12 protein-coding genes are annotated in these 16562 nt (G+C 60.5%); 3 read left to right on the top strand and 9 right to left on the bottom strand.

Translation table 11 applies throughout. From position 1 onward, the window contains the following. Window positions 1-32 precede the first annotated feature (32 nt). From fbaA to glpD, 4 genes are all read right to left on the bottom strand, one after another. Window positions 33-1121: a class II fructose-bisphosphate aldolase gene (gene fbaA, locus FYB92_RS10710; RefSeq protein WP_003619454.1), complete on the bottom strand. Its 1089-nt coding sequence runs from the start codon at window positions 1119-1121 to the stop codon at window positions 33-35. 32 nt (window positions 1122-1153) lie between these two features. Beyond that, window positions 1154-2140: a class II fructose-bisphosphatase gene (glpX, locus tag FYB92_RS10715; RefSeq protein WP_003619452.1), complete on the bottom strand. Its 987-nt coding sequence runs from the start codon at window positions 2138-2140 to the stop codon at window positions 1154-1156. A 37-nt stretch (window positions 2141-2177) separates the two neighbouring features. Beyond that, entirely contained in the window at window positions 2178-3677 is a 1500-nt protein-coding gene (gene glpK, locus FYB92_RS10720; RefSeq protein WP_003619450.1) for a glycerol kinase GlpK, read from the bottom strand. A gap of 69 nt (window positions 3678-3746) precedes the next feature. Beyond that, window positions 3747-5309, bottom strand: coding sequence for a glycerol-3-phosphate dehydrogenase (glpD, locus tag FYB92_RS10725; RefSeq protein ID WP_408902359.1), 1563 nt, complete (start codon window positions 5307-5309; stop codon window positions 3747-3749). A gap of 436 nt (window positions 5310-5745) precedes the next feature. Here glpD and FYB92_RS10730 point away from each other — a divergent pair, with 436 nt between their 5' ends. Beyond that, a complete protein-coding gene (locus FYB92_RS10730) occupies window positions 5746-6603 on the top strand; it encodes an MIP/aquaporin family protein (RefSeq protein WP_075595381.1) in 858 nt (285 codons plus the stop codon). 64 nt (window positions 6604-6667) lie between these two features. On the opposite strand, the gene FYB92_RS10735 is transcribed toward FYB92_RS10730, so the two are convergent. Beyond that, window positions 6668-7117: an Lrp/AsnC family transcriptional regulator gene (locus FYB92_RS10735; RefSeq protein WP_040511870.1), complete on the bottom strand. Its 450-nt coding sequence runs from the start codon at window positions 7115-7117 to the stop codon at window positions 6668-6670. Between the two features lie 111 nt (window positions 7118-7228). On the opposite strand from FYB92_RS10735, the gene alr reads away from it, so the two are divergent. Both alr and FYB92_RS10745 read left to right on the top strand, forming a co-directional pair. Next, on the top strand, window positions 7229-8401 hold the full coding sequence (gene alr, locus FYB92_RS10740) for an alanine racemase (protein ID WP_231105590.1): 1173 nt from the start codon (window positions 7229-7231) through the stop codon (window positions 8399-8401). A 42-nt stretch (window positions 8402-8443) separates the two neighbouring features. Next, window positions 8444-9700: a D-amino acid dehydrogenase gene (locus FYB92_RS10745; RefSeq protein WP_003619441.1), complete on the top strand. Its 1257-nt coding sequence runs from the start codon at window positions 8444-8446 to the stop codon at window positions 9698-9700. Window positions 9701-9840: 140 nt separating this feature from the next. Here FYB92_RS10745 and FYB92_RS10750 read toward each other — a convergent pair whose 3' ends face one another. From FYB92_RS10750 to rbbA, 4 genes are read right to left on the bottom strand one after another with little or no spacing between them, the layout of a single operon-like run. Continuing rightward, window positions 9841-11181: a gluconate:H+ symporter gene (locus tag FYB92_RS10750; RefSeq protein ID WP_062809209.1), complete on the bottom strand. Its 1341-nt coding sequence runs from the start codon at window positions 11179-11181 to the stop codon at window positions 9841-9843. Window positions 11182-11211: 30 nt separating this feature from the next. Continuing rightward, on the bottom strand, window positions 11212-12690 hold the full coding sequence (locus FYB92_RS10755; protein WP_075631906.1) for a TolC family protein: 1479 nt from the start codon (window positions 12688-12690) through the stop codon (window positions 11212-11214). After that, window positions 12690-13817 (bottom strand): ABC transporter permease, encoded by a 1128-nt coding sequence (locus FYB92_RS10760; RefSeq protein WP_332828627.1) that lies wholly within the window; start codon window positions 13815-13817, stop codon window positions 12690-12692. Before FYB92_RS10760 ends, FYB92_RS10755 begins: the two co-directional genes overlap by 1 nt. 6 nt (window positions 13818-13823) lie before the next feature. After that, window positions 13824-16562, bottom strand: coding sequence for a ribosome-associated ATPase/putative transporter RbbA (gene rbbA, locus FYB92_RS10765; protein WP_332828628.1), 2739 nt, complete (start codon window positions 16560-16562; stop codon window positions 13824-13826).

The raw sequence follows: 16562 nt of genomic DNA on the forward strand, positions 1-16562 counted from the left end.
CCCTGAAATCACACTGAAATCACACCATCAGATCAGGAAGATGCAACCGTCCGGCCTGTCGCCCCAAGATCTGCGAATGTCTGATCAAGGCGGGAGACGATGCTGTTTTCACCAACACGCAGCCACTTACGCGGGTCATAGACCTTTTTCAGTGGCTTGCCGGTGGAAGGCGATATCTGGTGACGGAATGCCTCAGGGTTTTCCAGCACATATCCCCCGACACCTTCGGCAAAGGCAAACTGGATGTCCGTGTCGATGTTCATCTTGAACACGCCATAGGACACCGCCTCGGCAATCTGGCGCTGTTCGGAGCCGGAACCACCATGGAAGACAAGTGCGAGCGGACGCTCCCCCTGCCCCGTCGCCTCTGACACGGCCTGTTGTGAATGCAGCAGGATTTCAGGACGCAGTTTCACATTGCCCGGCGCATACACGCCATGCACATTGCCAAAGGACGCGGCGATCGTGACAAACCCAAGCGGCGAAAGCTCGTTATACGCACGCAGCACATCGGCCGGTTGGGTATAAAGATGGGCATTGTCCGCACCGTCATCAAGGTCATGCCCGATACCATCTTCCTCGCCCCCGGTAACGCCAAGTTCGATTTCAAGGCCGATCCCAAGCGGGGCCATGCGGCGCAGGAATCTGGCGCATTCAGCGATATTATCGTCCAATGGCTCGGCCGAAAGATCGATCATGTGCGACGAAAACAGCGGCTGCCCGGTTGCATGGACGGCGGCCTCACTCTCGTCGATCAGGTCTGACACCCACGGCAGAAGCTTGCGATCGGCATGATCGGTATGCAGGATCACGCACACCCCATATGCCGCCGCAAGCGTATGCACATGCCGCGCCGCAGCCACCGCGCCCAGAACACGGGCGCGATGCTGGTCCTTCATCCCCTCGCCCGCATAAAAACGCGCGCCACCGTTCGACATCTGGATAATGACGTCGGAACGGTTGCGGGCGGCGGCCTCCAGCACGGCATTGATGCTGTCGGTGCCCACAACATTGACCGCAGGCAGGGCATATCCCTCGCTACAGCATGTCGCGACCAGCTTGCGATAGTTTTCACCCGTAACCACCCCAGGAGGCAGGGAAGGACGTGCGGAATGTGCCATGATCGAACCAGCCTTTCTTTGTTCTTGTTTTTTTATCGCCAGGTTTTGGTGGAAAAATCGTGATGCCCCTCGACAAAGCGAAGAGTTCCCGATTTTGAACGCATGACCAGCGAATGGGTAATGGTCCATCCGTTGTTCTGCGAAATCCCGCGCAGCAACGTGCCGCCCGTAACACCGGTTGCCGAAAACAGCACATCGCCACTGGCAATGTCCGTCAGGTCGAGCTTGCGCGACGGGTCCGCACCGGGATTCATCTTCTTTGCACGTTCAAGCTGGGTGTCATCCTCAAACAGAAGACGCCCCTGCATCTGCCCATGCACACACCGCACGGCAGCAGCGGCCAGCACACCTTCGGGCGCCCCGCCTGAGCCGAGATAGATATCGACCTCGTTATTCTCAAGACATGCGGCAATGGCGGCTGCCACGTCACCATCGCTGAGCAGCGTCACGCGTGCGCCCATCGAACGTGCCCGCCCGATAATGTCCTCATGCCGGGGACGATCCAGCGTACACAGCATCAGTTCACGGATGTCCTTGCCTTTGGCTGCGGCAAGGGCCTTGAGGTTGGCTTCGACACTTGCATCAAGGTCAACGACATTTTCCGGCAGGTTCGGCCCCACCACAATCTTGTCCATATAGATGTCTGGCGCGTGAAGGAAATGCCCCTCTTCCGCCAGCGCCACCACCGTCAGTGCGTTGGGCAGGTTCTTGGCGCAAAGGTTGGTCCCCTCCAGCGGGTCCACGGCGATGTCCATCGCAGGACCACCCGCGCCTACACGCTCGCCGATGAACAGCATCGGGGCCTCGTCCATTTCGCCCTCGCCAATGACGACGGTCCCGTTGATGGCGACTGTGTCAAAGGCGCGTCGCATCGCCTCCACCGCCGCGCCATCGGCCTCGTTCTTCTTTCCGCGCCCGGTCCACGCAGAGGCCGCGACAGCCGCCGCCTCCGTCACGCGCACCAGTTCAAGGGCAAGATTTCGGTCGGTGACCTGATAGTGGGTTGGCGTGACGGTCATTAAAACAGTCCTTCCTGTATGATTTTCTTATGATCGCTCAAGCGGCGACCGTGCTGGTCAAGGTGCGTTTCACAGCCTGATGCCACCCCTGAACCAGTACATCGCGCTGATCGGCGGGCATCCCCGGTTCAAACAGGCGGCCCTGTGTCCAGGTTCCGGCCAATTCAGGAATACTATCCCACACCCCAACGGCAAGTCCCGCAAGGAATGCCGCACCCAATGCGGTGGTTTCCACCTGCCGGGGACGCTCCACCGGGGTCTGGAGCATATCGGCAAGGAACTGACAGAACCAGTCATTGACGGACATCCCGCCATCAACACGCAGCGCGCTCAGTTTCCCGCCACCATCCTCGAACATGGCCCCGACCAGATCGAGCGTCTGGTACGCCACCGATTCCAGCGCCGCGCGCGCAATATGCGCCGCCGTGGCATCCAGCGTCAGCCCGCAGATCAGGCCGCGCGCATCCGGGTCCCAGTGCGGCGCGCCCAGGCCCACGAACCCCGGCACCATATAAACACCATGGCTGTGTGGAACGCGGGTCGCCATATCATCCGTCTGTGACGCATGGGTGATGAGGTTCAGCCCGTCACGCAGCCAGCGGATCGCGGCACCTGCAACAAAAATTGACCCTTCGAGGGCATAGGTGGTGGTCTCACCGATACGATAGCCGATGGTCGTCAGCATGCGGTTGTGCGACATGACCGGACGCTCACCAGTATTAAGCAGCGCAAAGCAGCCCGTGCCATATGTGGCCTTGACCATACCCGGTTCAAAACATGCCTGCCCCACCAGCGCCGCGTTCTGGTCCCCGGCCATCCCCGCCACCATGATCGGGTGGCCAAACAGGGCGGGATCGGTTTCGCCGAATGGTTCGCTGTTACCCTGGATACGCGGCAGGATCGCGCGCGGGATATGGAACAGGTTCAGCAGGTCATCATCCCACGCACCGGTATGGATATTGCACAGCAATGTCCGCGAGGCGTTGGTGATGTCGGTTGCGTGTACCTTCCCCCCCGTCAGCCGCCACAGAAGGAAGCTGTCGATGGTGCCACACGCAAGCTCTCCGGCCTCTGCACGGCGGCGGGCGTCAGGGACGTTATCAAGAATCCAGGCAAGCTTGGTCGCCGAAAAATAGGGATCAAGCAGCAGGCCCGTCCGTTCACGCACCAATGCCTCATGCCCCTCCTGGCGCATGCGCGCGCACTGGGCCGTCGTCCGGCGGTCCTGCCACACGATTGCACGGTGGACCGGCTCGCCCGTCTTGCGGTCCCATACGACAATGGTCTCGCGCTGGTTCGTGATCCCGATGGCCGCGATCTGTTCCGCGCCGCCAACCTGTTCCATCGCCTCACGCGCGGTAGATACGACGTTGCTCCATATCTCGATGGGATCATGTTCTACCCAGCCATGGTCCGGGTAATGCTGCTGAAATTCCACCCGCGCCGTGGCAAGTGCCGCAATTTCACGATTGAACACGATGCTGCGTGTCGATGTCGTGCCCTGGTCAATGGCGAGAATCTTGTTCTTCTTGTTCATTGTCGTCTCCTGTCCCATCGGGATGCAGATATCGCAAAGTGCGGCAACGTCAGGCCGCAATGAAGGATGTCAACGCGCCAGAAGCTTTTTCTGCACATAGGCATCAAGGCGGGCAGCGTCCTCATCCGTGACATGCAGACCCATGCGCGAACGGCGCCACAGGATATCGTCCCCAGTTTCGGCGCGCTCGTGCGTCATGAGGTAATCAATTTCACGCGCAGTCAGGCCACCGCCGAAGCTTTCGCCCATATCCGCCGCCGATTTCGCATCGCCCACGATGTCCGTCGCCCGCGATCCATAGTTGCGCACAAGGCGCCAGTGCTGGTTGGCATCCAGGAACGGGGCCGCCCGTGCAAAGCGCGCCAGCGCCCCTTCGAACCCGCCTTCGCCAAGATCCCCGCCCGGCAGGACCCGGTCCGCCGTCCACCCGGACGCCGAAAGGACAGGCAGGAAAGGACGCAGCTTTTCGATCGCATGTTCGGCAAGGCGGCGATAGGTCGTGATCTTGCCCCCAAAGATCGACAGCAACGGGGCCTGCCCATTGGCGGCGTCGATATCAAGTACATAATCACGTGTCACAGCCGACGCATTTTTTGAAGCATCGTCATAAAGCGGCCGCACACCGGCATAGCTCCAGACCACGTCGGCGGGTGTCACAGGCGTCTTGAAATAGCGGCTGACGCTTTCGCACAGATAGCTGATTTCCTCGCCCGAGATCTCGACCTTGCCCGGTGCCTGTGTCCATGGAACATCAGTGGTGCCGATCAGGGTAAATTTCTGCTCGTACGGGATGGCGAATACGATGCGCTTGTCCGGGTTCTGCAGGATATAGGCCTGGTCGCCCTCAAATATGCGCGGCACGACGATGTGACTGCCCTTGACAAGACGTACCTGCTTATCGGTCTGGATGCAGGCGCGCTCGCGCAGGATCTCGCTCACCCATGGGCCACCGGCATTGACCAGAATGCGCGCACGCACGGTTTCGCGCGTGCCGTCACGGGTGTTCTCTATCTCCACTTCCCACAGGCCATCGACGCGACGCGCGCCAAGCATGCGGGTGCGGGTGCGTATGTCGGCCCCACGCGCCGCGGCATCCATGGCATTGAGCACCACAAGGCGGCTGTCCTGCACCCAGCCATCGGAATAGGAAAACCCTTTGACACATGTGCCATTCAACGGCGCGCCGACCGGGTTGGTGGTGAAGTCGATAGATTTCGACTTCGGCAGGGTCATCTGCCTCCCCGCAAGATGGTCGTACAGGAACAGCCCGACCCGCAGCATCCATGCCGGTCGCGCCTGTGGCGTATGGGGCAGGATGAAACGCATCGGCCAGATAATATGCGGCGCAATGCGCAGCAACCGCTCACGTTCGATCAGGGCCTCGCGCACCAGACGGAATTCATAATATTCCAGATAACGCAGGCCGCCGTGAATCAGCTTTGTGCTGGCGGACGAGGTATGACTTGCAAAGTCATCCTGCTCCACCAGCAGGACGGAGGCACCACGGCCGACGGCATCGCGCGCGATGCCTGCACCGTTGATCCCTCCCCCCACGATCAGCATATCAACAGTCGTGCCGTTATCGCGCGGCATCCCGGACGATGCCTGGGACGTTTCATCCATGGACAGCATGTGCGTAATTCCTCCTGCCATGTTCGTAAACGAACATTTAGGGGTTATCAACATCAGTCCCGCACTTATTTCATTGATCTACATCAAGTGAAGGATTCCATAAAAACCATTCTATATAAACCTTATTCTGGCAGAAATCAGGCAGATGGACATTTTTCATCAGGTAAGAATGCGCGATTCCGCGCATTCGCCCATATGTCACAATATAATGCTGCAATGCACAAAATACTTTATAAGAACATGTTAAGGGCATGTATTCAGCGTTTCATAAAAAATTATATAATATTTTTCATCACATTTCCTTATGAACCAAAAATAATCATTTTTAAGGTTCATATGTTCGTTTAAGAACATGATAGATCACAAAGATCACGTGACAGCGGTCCATGCCGACCGTTTCCCATTGACCGAATAATAAAAGAACAAAGTAGGTCCGATGTTCACAAACCGACAATTCTTCGGGGAACTGATCTCCGAATGTCTCGCCGTCATGATTATCGTCCTGATCGGCGATTCCGTTGCCGCCATGTACACGTTATATGACCCCAGCCCCTATAAACTGTCATATTGGGGGGTCTGTATCGTCTGGGGGCTTGGCGTTACCATTGCCATCTATATCACCGGCAGCGTATCAGGCACCCACGCCAATCCGGCGGTTTCCATCTCTCTTGCGCTGTATCGCGGCTTTCCATGGAAAAAAGTGCTTCCCTACTGCGTGGCGCAGGTCATGGGGGGCCTGATCGGGGCGATTCTTGTCTATACGCTGTATCAACCGGTCATCGACCATTACAATCTGGCACATCACCTTGATCGTGCGATTGATGGCGGGGCGGCAGGTGTATTCTTTACCCATCCGGGGGAATTCGTAACCCCCATGCACGCATTCGCGGATGAAGTCATCCTGACGGCACTGCTGCTGTTCGGCATCTTTGCCGTGACGTGCGAATATAACACGCAGGCCCCGCAAGCAAACTCCAGCGCGCTGATCATCGGATTGCTTGTCGCATCCATCGGCGCCTGCGCGGGCTATCTGGAGGGATGGGCCATCAACCCCGCCCGTGATTTCGGGCCGCGCCTGTTCTGTTTCCTCAGCGGGTGGAAATATTCCGCCCTGCCGGGACCAGACAATTTCTGGTGGGTCCCGATCGTCGGCCCCCTGTGTGGCGGGGTGATCGGGGCTGGTGCCTATCAGTTCCTGGTGCGTCCGTTCATTCCCCGTTACGCTGCCACCACGGCACAACAGGCAACAGCGGGACAGGTCACCGACCACGAAGACATCCTGCATATCCCCTGATACCCTGACATATCAGGAACATATCTGGCCGGGTGACATTCCTGTCATCCGGCCCGACGTTTTTTCATGATGGTTTGCGAATGACAGTGCGAATGGCGAAATTGCTCTGGATACGGGCAACGCCGGGCATGCGTGACAGCTCCTCTTTATGGATACGTTCATAATCGGCGGTGTCACGCACCTCCACCCGCAGGAGATAGTCCGCATCCCCGGTCATCAGGTAGCATTCGCGCACATCAGGACAATCGCGCACCCTTGCCTCGAACCGGCGCTGACATTCATCGGTCTGGCGTTCCAGTGTGATATGCACGATCACGGTGGTCATGCCATGGACCGAACGTTCGTCGATCATGGCACGATAACCGCAGATGATGCCCTGCTTTTCCAATAATTTGACCCGCCGCAGGCATGCCGAGGGCGACAGCCCGACCTTCTGCGCAAGGTCCGCGTTCGTCATCCGTCCATCATGGGAGAGATGACGCAGGATGGAATCATTCACACGGTCCACGATCATGATACAATATTCCGCCATTCTTCGCATTTATGTGCGTAACATGACGATATCTTGGCATATTCTGCCATTGAATGGCAGGACATTTCGTTTTGATCCGGCATAGGATTTTTCATGCCTTCCACTGTGCCGGAATCCGTGCCCGTGTCGCCTTCCCCTTCCACCACAGCTTCCTCGCACTGGCCACGTCATCGTGCTGGCGCGACCCTGCGGATCGACCTTGATGCAATTGCGGCCAATTACCGCCTTGTGCGCGACAGGGTCAGCCCCACCACGATCTGCGCCGCCGTGGTCAAGGCCGATGCCTACGGGCTGGGCCTGGCGCAGGTGGCCCCGGCATTGCAGCGCGCGGGCGCGGATCATTTCTATGTCGCGCACCTTGAAGAAGGGATCGCCCTGCGTCGTCATGTCACTCCCGCGACGCGGATTTTCGTCCTGCATGGCCCCCTGCCGGATACGGAAGAGGAATTCACCGCACACGACCTGACGCCTGTCCTCAACTCCGCCGGGCAGGTCGCGGGCTGGCGTGCGCTGGCGCGGCGTCTGGACAGGGTGCTGCCTGCCGTCATACAGCTTGATACAGGCATGTCGCGTTTTGGCCTGTCGATGGCGGATGTACGCGCCATCGCCGATGATGCCGGCCTGCTGGCGGGGATCCGTCCGGATCTGGTCATCAGCCACCTTGCCTGTGCGGATACACCGCAAAATCCGGCCAACGCGCAACAACGCGCGCGCCTGTTGGAAATGGCGGCCATGCTACCTGCCGCCCCGCTGGCGCTTTCGGCGTCCTCGGGCATTTTCCTTGGTCCAGACTATCATTTCGACATGGTCCGTCCCGGTGCGGCACTGTATGGTATCGCCCCGAACGAGGCCACCGCCAATCCCCTGCGCCCGGTCGTCCGGCTTAGCGCACGTATCCTGCAGGTCCGTGACATCGTGGCCGGTGACGGTGTGGGATATGGCCTGACCTATCGTGCATCCGGCCCGCGCCGGATCGCAACAATCGGGGCGGGCTATGCCGATGGCTGCCTGCGGCAGGGCGCACACCATGGCGCCGCATGGTTCGGGGCGACGCGCCTGCCGATCCTGGGCCGTATTTCCATGGATTCGATCACCATCGACATCACCGACGTCCCGGTGGGGCAACTGGGTCCGGACATGGCAGTGGACCTGCTTGGGCCGCATTATGATGTCGATGCGGCAGCACGTGCCGCAGGCACGATCGGTTATGAGATCCTGACATCGCTCGGCCATCGCTATCACCGGGCCTATGTGGCCGGGGGCTGATATTTTTCCTTAATCCTACCTTTGCACGAAAGCACAAGCGCAATGAAAATCATCGTTCTGGGCAGCGGTGTCGTCGGCGTTACATCGGCGTGGTATCTGGCGCAGGCGGGGCATGAGGTGACGGTCGTGGACCGTCAGCCCGCCGCCGGTCTGGAAACCAGTTTCGCCAATGCGGGACAGGTCTCCCCCGGTTATTCCGCCCCATGGGCTGGGCCGGGCGTGCCGCTGAAATCCGTCAAGTGGCTGCTGATGAAATATCGCCCGTTCGTGTTCTGGCCAATGCCGGACCCGCACCTGTGGTCGTGGATGGTGCAGATGCTCGAAAACTGCACGACCGCCGCCTATGATCGTAACAAGGGGCGGATGGTGCGCCTTGCGGAATATAGCCGCGATGTCATGCGCGACCTGCGTTCAAGCACCGGCATCACCTATGACGATCGCCAGCAGGGTACGTTGCAGGTTTTCCGCACGCAAAAACAGGTGGATGCCGCCGCAGGCGATATCCGTGTGCTGGAACAGTATAACGTAGGGTATGAAGTGCTTGACGCCGCCGGATGTATCGCGGCGGAACCTGGACTGGTCAGCGCACGCGACAAGATCGTCGGGGGCTTGCGCCTGCCGGGGGATGAAACGGGAGACGCGTTCAAATTCACGCAGAACCTTGCCGCCATGGCGCAAAAGGCCGGGGTGACGTTCCTGTATGATACGAAAATCCGTGCCCTGCATAACGAGGGCGGGAAAATCACCGGTGTACAGACCAGCCGCGGCCTGCTGAGCGCGGATTCCTATGTCCTGTCACTGGGCAGTTATTCGCCCGCGATGGTGCGCGCGCTGGGACTGGACCTGCCGATCTATCCCGTCAAGGGCTACTCCATCACCACCCCGATCATTAACGAGGCGCGCGCGCCGGTTTCCACGGTGATGGATGAAACGTTCAAGATCGGGATCACCCGCCTTGGCAACCGGACCCGTGTGGGCGGGACAGCCGAACTGGCCGGGTTCAGCACACGCCTGCGCAAACCCCGGCGCGAAACGCTGGAACATTCCCTGACGGACCTGTTCCCCGGTGGCAACAACCTGTCGGATGCCACATTCTGGACGGGCCTGCGCCCCATGACGCCCGATGGCACGCCCATCATCGGTCGCACGCGTTATGATAACCTGTTCCTCAATACCGGCCATGGGACGCTGGGCTGGACCATGGCCTGCGGGTCGGGCCGTGTGCTGGCGGATATCATGTCCGGGCGCATGCCGGAAATCCCGTTCGAGGATCTGGGCCTCGTACGGTACGGACGCTGAAACCTTCGGGAACCGGCAGGCCAGGTCCGGCCGCCGGTTCCCTGAACCAGCAATCGCGGCAATAGCACAGGCATTCGGGTAAATCTGTATCCAAGGGCGTCCAGAGGCCAGGAACACCACCTGTTTCAAAAAAAGCCCCCCTATCCCAGCCCGACCCACGACAGTACGCCACACAGGACCAGCCCGCTCACCCCGATCAGCGTTTCAATCACCGACCACGTGGCAATTGTTTGCGGCACGCTCAGGCCCAGTGCCTCCTTGACCTGCCAGAAGCCCGAATCATTCAATGGTCCGAACATCACCGCCCCCGCGCCGGTGACGATGACCATCAGTTCTGGCGACACGCCCTGCCCATGCAACAGCATCGGCCCGACGACACCCGCGGTGGTCCCCATTGCAACCGTAGCCGACCCCACCGCAAGGCGCAGAGCCGCCGCCATCAGCCACGCCAGCAGCAGGACGGGAATATGCATCCCGATCGCAGCCGTCGTGATGGTGGTGGACAGGCTGCTATCCATCAGTTCCTGACCGAACCCGCCGCCTGCACCAATCATCAGAAACAATGACGCCAGTGGCCCAAGGCTGTCATTACTCAGCCGCAGTATCTCCTGCCGTGACATCCCCTGCCGCAGGCCAAGGGTATAGAAAGACAGGATAACCGAAAGCACCAACCCCACATTGGCATCTCCGGCGAAACGCAGGACCGTGCCCGATATACTGCCCGGTGCGCAGGCCAATCGCGCGACGGATCCCCCCATCATCAGCGCGACAGGCGCCACCATCGTCAGCAGCGTGACAGCAAACGATGGCATGGACCGCCGGGCGGGCGATGGTGCGACCGCAACCGCATCATGTGGGTTGGCCGCCAGACGTGGAACGATGAATGCTGCATAAAGCGGGCCGGATATGATGGCGATGGGAATGCTTAGTGCAATACCCAGCATGATCAGATGACCGATATCCGCATGATAGGCCGCAAGCGCGAACATTGCCCCGGGATGCGGCGGGACCAGCCCCTGCACCACCGACAGGGCTGCCGTCATCGGCAGCGCCACGCGCAGCATCGGCAACCCGGTCCGCCGCGCAACCGACATCGCCAGGGGGACAAGAACGACAAAACCGACCGTAAAGAAGACAGAAATCCCGACCAGCAGCCCGATCACCATCATGGCCCATGCCATGTGCCGCCGCCCCGACAGACGCACGACCGTCAGTGCAATCTGGTCCGCTCCACCTGAAACCTCCAGCATCTTTCCCAACATCGCACCAAGCGCGATGACCGACGCGACCTGCCCCAGAACCTGCCCCGCCCCATTTTCAAAGGCAGCGATCACATGCGTGGGCGACATGCCGGCGCACAGGCCAAGGAACAGCGACGTCACGAACAGGGCGATGAACGGATGCAGCCTGCATCGCTGGATCAGGACCACCGCCATGGCGATGGAGGCCCCGACGGTCAGGAAGGCCAGTGAAACCGGCATCCGCCAGCATCCTCCCCTGACTGGCGCGCATTACCCATGTGGCCGGGCATGCCCTTGCGACGATAAAGGCGCGGCGTCGCCGACATCGTGTGCCCAGCCCCCACCCAGCGCCCGCGCCAGATGGATGCTCGCCAATGTCTGCATCTCCTCATTACGCAGAACCTGTTCACGCGCATCAAGTTCATCAAGGCGGGCACGCAGGATGTCCTGCATCATGCGCTGCCCCCCTTCATACAGGCCTGTCACATCGCGCACGTTACTTCCCGCCTGTGACACGGCAATGGCAAGGTCATGGCCACGGGCATCGGCACTGGTGCGGGCCTCATACGCATCTTCGACTTCTGCCAGAGCATTGAGGACGGTGCGGTCATACCCGGCCACGGCGGCATCCAGGCGGGCATGGGCGGCATGGATGCGTGCATGCACCCGCCCGGCAGTAAAGATCGGCAGGTAAGTCGTCAGCGCGATCAGGCCACCGGTACCCGAAAGCCCGGGAATACCGTCAAAGCGCAATCGCCCGTCCCCCCCGAAAAATTCCAGCCCGAAACGGGGCAACAGGTCTGTCTTGGCGCTTTTGAGCCGTTGCAGCGCCGCGTCCACCTCGTCACGTCGTGCCAGCACATCGGGACGTCGGGCCAGCACGCTGTCGGGCATCTCCCCCACGGGGGCGGCTGGCACAAAGAACGCGCCTGGCGACGGCAGTGAGGGCGCACTTTCAGGCGCCTGGCCTGACAGGATCGCAAGCCTGCGCCGATGCAGGTCATATTCCGCCACCAACAACGGACGTTGCGCCTGCTGAAGCGACAGTTTTTCATCCACGGCGCGCATGTCGGCCGAAACCGCCTGCCCCGCCGCAAAACGCGCCTGAGTATAGGTGCGCAGGCGTTGCAATATACCAAGACTGCGATCAAGCAGGTCGATCTGACGCTGTATCCCCTGCGCCCGGAGATAGTTTTCCGCCACATCCGCCGCAACCAGCATCTGCATGCCATGATATGCAGCCTGCTGTCCCAACATCAACGCACGTGCGGCCCGGCTGTCGGCATGGCGACCACCGAACAGGTCCGGTTCCCACGATGCCCCGATCCCTGCCAGATGGCCATCATTGGCCGGGTCGCCGTCGGACATCTGTGACAGGGCGGCAGGATTGCGCCAGCTCATCCCGCCACCGCCAATGTTCCCTGTCGCCCCGACCGTGGGATACAGCGCCGAACGCGCGATCACATGCGCCGCACGCGCCTGCAGTACATTGTCACGGGCAATACGGATGTCTGGATTTGCGGCAAGTGCCGCCTCCACCATCCGGGTCAGGGCCGGGTCATTCCATGATCGCCACCATGTCGTAAGGTCCGTCGCCGGGTCGGTTCCGGCCGGGGCCTGCACGAAATGCGACGGGGGTGTCACACGCGATAAGGGCACGGCGGTATGGAACGGCGAACATCCACCGGCCATCGCCGTAACCACAAGCCCGGCCACAAGGCTGATGTTACGCGAAAGTCTCTTTTTCATTATCCCTGCCTTGCCAGCATGGAGCGGAAGCGCATGAGCGCACAGAACAGGAAGACCACCCCCGTCACCACGATCGTCAGCAATGGGACAGCAATCGTCCCCAGCCCCGCGCCGCGATAAAGAATGGCCTGCGACAGGTTCACGAACTGTGTCGTGGGCAGGAACCGCACGATCATGCGGATCACGGTGGGCATGTTTTCCACCGGCGTCGCCGCCCCCGACAAAAGATAGGCCACGGCATAGACCGGCACCGCCAGCAGCCCGAACTGCGGCATCGTCGGCGCCACTGTCGCCAACATGATCCCAAGCGACGTCACCGAGAACAGATAGATCAGCGCGCATCCTGCAAACAGCGGAACCGATCCCGCCAGCGGCACGCCAAGCCATACATGCACCACCAGCCATAATGACAGCATGGTGGCGACAAAGATCACGAACCCGTTGGTCGCGATCTTGGAAATCGCAATCTCGCTGGCGGAAACAGGCATGACCAGAAGATGTTCGATCGTGCCATGCTCACGCTCACGGATGACCGCCGCCCCCACCAGAATGATCGACAGGATGGTAATGTTCGTCACGATCTGCATCACGGATGTGAACCACTGCGATTCCCCGTTGGGGTTAAAGCGGATGCGGCTTTCAGCCCGAAACGGGATGACATCGGACAGATGGGCCGAATGCAGGACGGATTCGACCTCTCCCATGAAAATTCCGTCAAGATACGTCGTGCCAAGCCCCGCCTGCGTCATCGCCGTGGCGTCCACCAGAATCTGCACCGCAGGCGCGCGCCCCGCCAGCACATCAGCCTCGAACCGGGGGGGGATATCGACGACGAAGATATAATCGCCCCGGTCCATCAGACGCGACGCATCCTCCCGCGCGATCAGGGCTGGTGGCTTGAAATAAGGTGACAGCACCGCATCATGCAGACGACGCGACAGGGCGGAATGGTCCTCATCCACAAAGGCGATGGTGGCGTTGGAGACATCGGTACGCACCCCGTTCGCCACCAGCAACACCCCGGCCGTAAAGGCAAAGACAATCAGCCCGAGCAGGATGACATCATTGAACAGGCTGCGGAACTCCTTGCCGCACAGCAGGCCGACATTGATGATCCAGCGTCCCATCGGGGGCTATGCTTCCTGCTTCTTCAGCAGCAGGCGCGCGCCAAGCATGTAGAACGCGGCAAATCCCGCCAGCGCCGCATACATCCGCATAAAGGCAAAAACGCCCATGCCCTTGGTAAAGCTGCCAAGGCTGATCAACTGAAACCATGCGGCCGGAAACCCGAACCCGACAAGGCGGCTCAGCCCCGTCAGGGTGGAGGATGGATATAACATGCCAGAGAAATTCACCGCCGGGATCAGGCAGATGATGGCCGTGCCAAAAATGGCCGCAACCTGCGAATTGACAAAGGTGGAGATCAGCATCCCCAGTCCTGTGGCGCCAAGTATGAACAAAAGGGCCCCGATACTAAGTGCGATGAACGATCCCTTAAGCGGGACACCCAGCACAAGAACCGACAGCACCACCAGCACGACATAACTGCATGTCGCCAGCGCAACATACGGGGCCTGTTTGCCCACCAGATACTGCCCCACTGTGGCGGGCGAGGCATAGAGATTGACGATGGAGCCGATTTCCTTTTCCCGCACGACCCCAAGTGCGGTCAGCATCGTGGGAATAAGGATCAGCGCCAGCATGACCATCCCCGGTGTCATGGCATAGATACTGCGGAATTCCTGATTATAGATAAAGCGTGGTTCCAGCACGACGGGCACGCGCACCGCCTGCGGCAGTTCACGCCCCAGCGTCATCGCGTACTGCGCCAGCACCCCTTCGACATAGGCCCGCACATCAGCCGCAAGGAACGGCACCGCACCGTCGATGACCACACCAATGGCAGGACGGCGCCCCGCCTCCATATCCCGTGCAAAGCCGGGCGGGATATCCAGCCCCAGCTGTGCACGCCCGTCATGCAGGGCACGGTCCATCCGTGCCGGATCTTCGGATGGTGCGGCTTCGACGAAATAAGGCGACCCACGGAAACTGTCGATCAGGTCATGGCTGATGCTGGTACGGTCATGATCGCACACGGTAAAGGATACGCCATTAACGTCGAAGGAAATGCTCGACGCGGCAATCAGCAGCAGCACGACCGGACCGATGATGGCAAAGGTCAGGCGCATACGGTCCCGCAGCAGTTCCACCGCCTCGCGCCGGGCAAAGGCCCATGCACGTGGCAGCCACGTCCCGCCACGCCATCCCCGCCATTTCCACGCATGCCCGTGATGCGACGGCGCGACGGCCGCAGGTGTCCCGGCAGGTTCGGCCTCCGCTTCCTTGAGGTAGGCAATGAACGCCGCCTCCAGATCTGTTGCCCCGCGCCTGTGGACCAGTTCCGCAGGGGTGCCCACCGCCAGCACACGGCCACGATGCATCAGCGAAATCCGGTCGCAGCGTGCAGCCTCGTTCATGAAGTGTGTGGAAACGAAGATCGTGACATGATCCTGCCGTGACAGTTTGATCAGATGCCGCCAGAACATGTCACGCGCCGCCGGGTCCACGCCGGAGGTCGGTTCGTCAAGGATCAGGATTTCAGGATTATTGATACACGCCGCAGCAAGCTGAAGGCGCTGGCGAATACCCAACGGCAGGGCGGATGGACGGACATCGGCCACGCCATCAAGTTCGAAATCCGACAATGCCTGCGTCACACGCCGCGTCGCATCGCGCGCAGGGATCCGATAAAGCCGCGCCTGAAGCCGCAGGTTCTGCCGGACGCTCAGTTCCTCATACAGCGAAAATGACTGCGACATGTAACCAATGCGCATGCGCGTGGACATATCGCCAGGTGTGATGGCACGACCGAACAGTTCCGCCGTCCCGCTACTGGCGTCAAGCAGGCCGGTCAGCATCTTCATGGTCGTGGACTTGCCACAGCCATTGGAGCCGAGGAAGCCGAATATCTCCCCCCGCCCGATGCGGAAGCTGACATTATCCACTGCGACAAAATCACCGAACCGCTTGGTCAGGTTCTGCGCCATGATGGCGGGGGCCGTGCCGGGATCATGATAGGGCGGGATGGAAAAACCGGTGGCATTGGCGCGTTTTTCCGCAGGCAGGAGGGAAATATACGCCGCCTCCAGCGATGTGGTGTGCGTTCGCGCCAGCACGTTGGCCGTCTGGTCCGCAATCAGCACGTGCCCCGCATCCATCGCGACGAGATAGGCGAAATGCTCCGCCTCCTCCATATACGCGGTGGAGACCAGGACCGTCATGGTGGGACGTTCGCCACGCAACTGGTTCACCAGCGTCCAGAACTGCTGGCGCGACAGCGGGTCCACACCGGTCGTGGGCTCGTCCAGGATCAGCAGGTCCGGGTCATGCACCAGCGCACAGCACAGGCTGACCTTCTGCTTCATGCCCCCCGACAGATGACCTGCCGGACGGTCGGGAAACGGGGCAAGACCCGTCGCCTCCAGCAGGCGGGTGATGCGCTCCTCGCGCTCCTGCGCTGCAAGGCCGAACAGACGGGCAAAGAAATCAACATTTTCCCATACCGACAGGGTCGGGTACAGGTTGCGACCCAACCCTTGCGGCATGAATGCGACACGCGGCAAAAAGGCTTCGCGCTGCGCACGCCCGGCCATGTCGGTACCCAGCACCTCGATCCGCCCCGCCTGCATGCGGCGAACCCCCGCGATCAGGCCCAGCAAGGTGGATTTGCCCACCCCATCTGGTCCCACAAGGCCAATGGTCGTGCCCGCCGGAAGGGAGAGCGAGATGTCATCGAGCGCCTTTACCGCGCCATAGCGATGCGACAGCCCCCTGATGACAATTCCCGTGTCATGTTGCGTGCCCGCGCCCAT

This window comes from Novacetimonas sp. GS1 (assembly GCF_036686925.1).
In the GTDB taxonomy this organism is placed as follows: Bacteria; Pseudomonadota; Alphaproteobacteria; order Acetobacterales; family Acetobacteraceae; genus Novacetimonas; species Novacetimonas hansenii.

Bases quoted from the DNA above. Each gene is read 5' to 3' on its own strand.
- FYB92_RS10745 (WP_003619441.1), top strand. From the start codon at position 8,444: ATGAAAATCATCGTTCTGGGCAGCGGTGTCGTCGGCGTTACATCGGCG.
- FYB92_RS10755 (WP_075631906.1), bottom strand. From the start codon at position 12,690: ATGAAAAAGAGACTTTCGCGTAACATCAGCCTTGTGGCCGGGCTTGTG.
- glpD (WP_408902359.1), bottom strand. From the start codon at position 5,309: ATGCTGTCCATGGATGAAACGTCCCAGGCATCGTCCGGGATGCCGCGC.
- FYB92_RS10730 (WP_075595381.1), top strand. From the start codon at position 5,746: ATGTTCACAAACCGACAATTCTTCGGGGAACTGATCTCCGAATGTCTC.
- fbaA (WP_003619454.1), bottom strand. From the start codon at position 1,121: ATGGCACATTCCGCACGTCCTTCCCTGCCTCCTGGGGTGGTTACGGGT.
- glpX (WP_003619452.1), bottom strand. From the start codon at position 2,140: ATGACCGTCACGCCAACCCACTATCAGGTCACCGACCGAAATCTTGCC.
- alr (WP_231105590.1), top strand. From the start codon at position 7,229: ATGCCTTCCACTGTGCCGGAATCCGTGCCCGTGTCGCCTTCCCCTTCC.
- FYB92_RS10760 (WP_332828627.1), bottom strand. From the start codon at position 13,817: ATGGGACGCTGGATCATCAATGTCGGCCTGCTGTGCGGCAAGGAGTTC.
- glpK (WP_003619450.1), bottom strand. From the start codon at position 3,677: ATGAACAAGAAGAACAAGATTCTCGCCATTGACCAGGGCACGACATCG.
- rbbA (WP_332828628.1), bottom strand. From the start codon at position 16,562: ATGGGCGCGGGCACGCAACATGACACGGGAATTGTCATCAGGGGGCTG.
- FYB92_RS10735 (WP_040511870.1), bottom strand. From the start codon at position 7,117: ATGATCGTGGACCGTGTGAATGATTCCATCCTGCGTCATCTCTCCCAT.
- FYB92_RS10750 (WP_062809209.1), bottom strand. From the start codon at position 11,181: ATGCCGGTTTCACTGGCCTTCCTGACCGTCGGGGCCTCCATCGCCATG.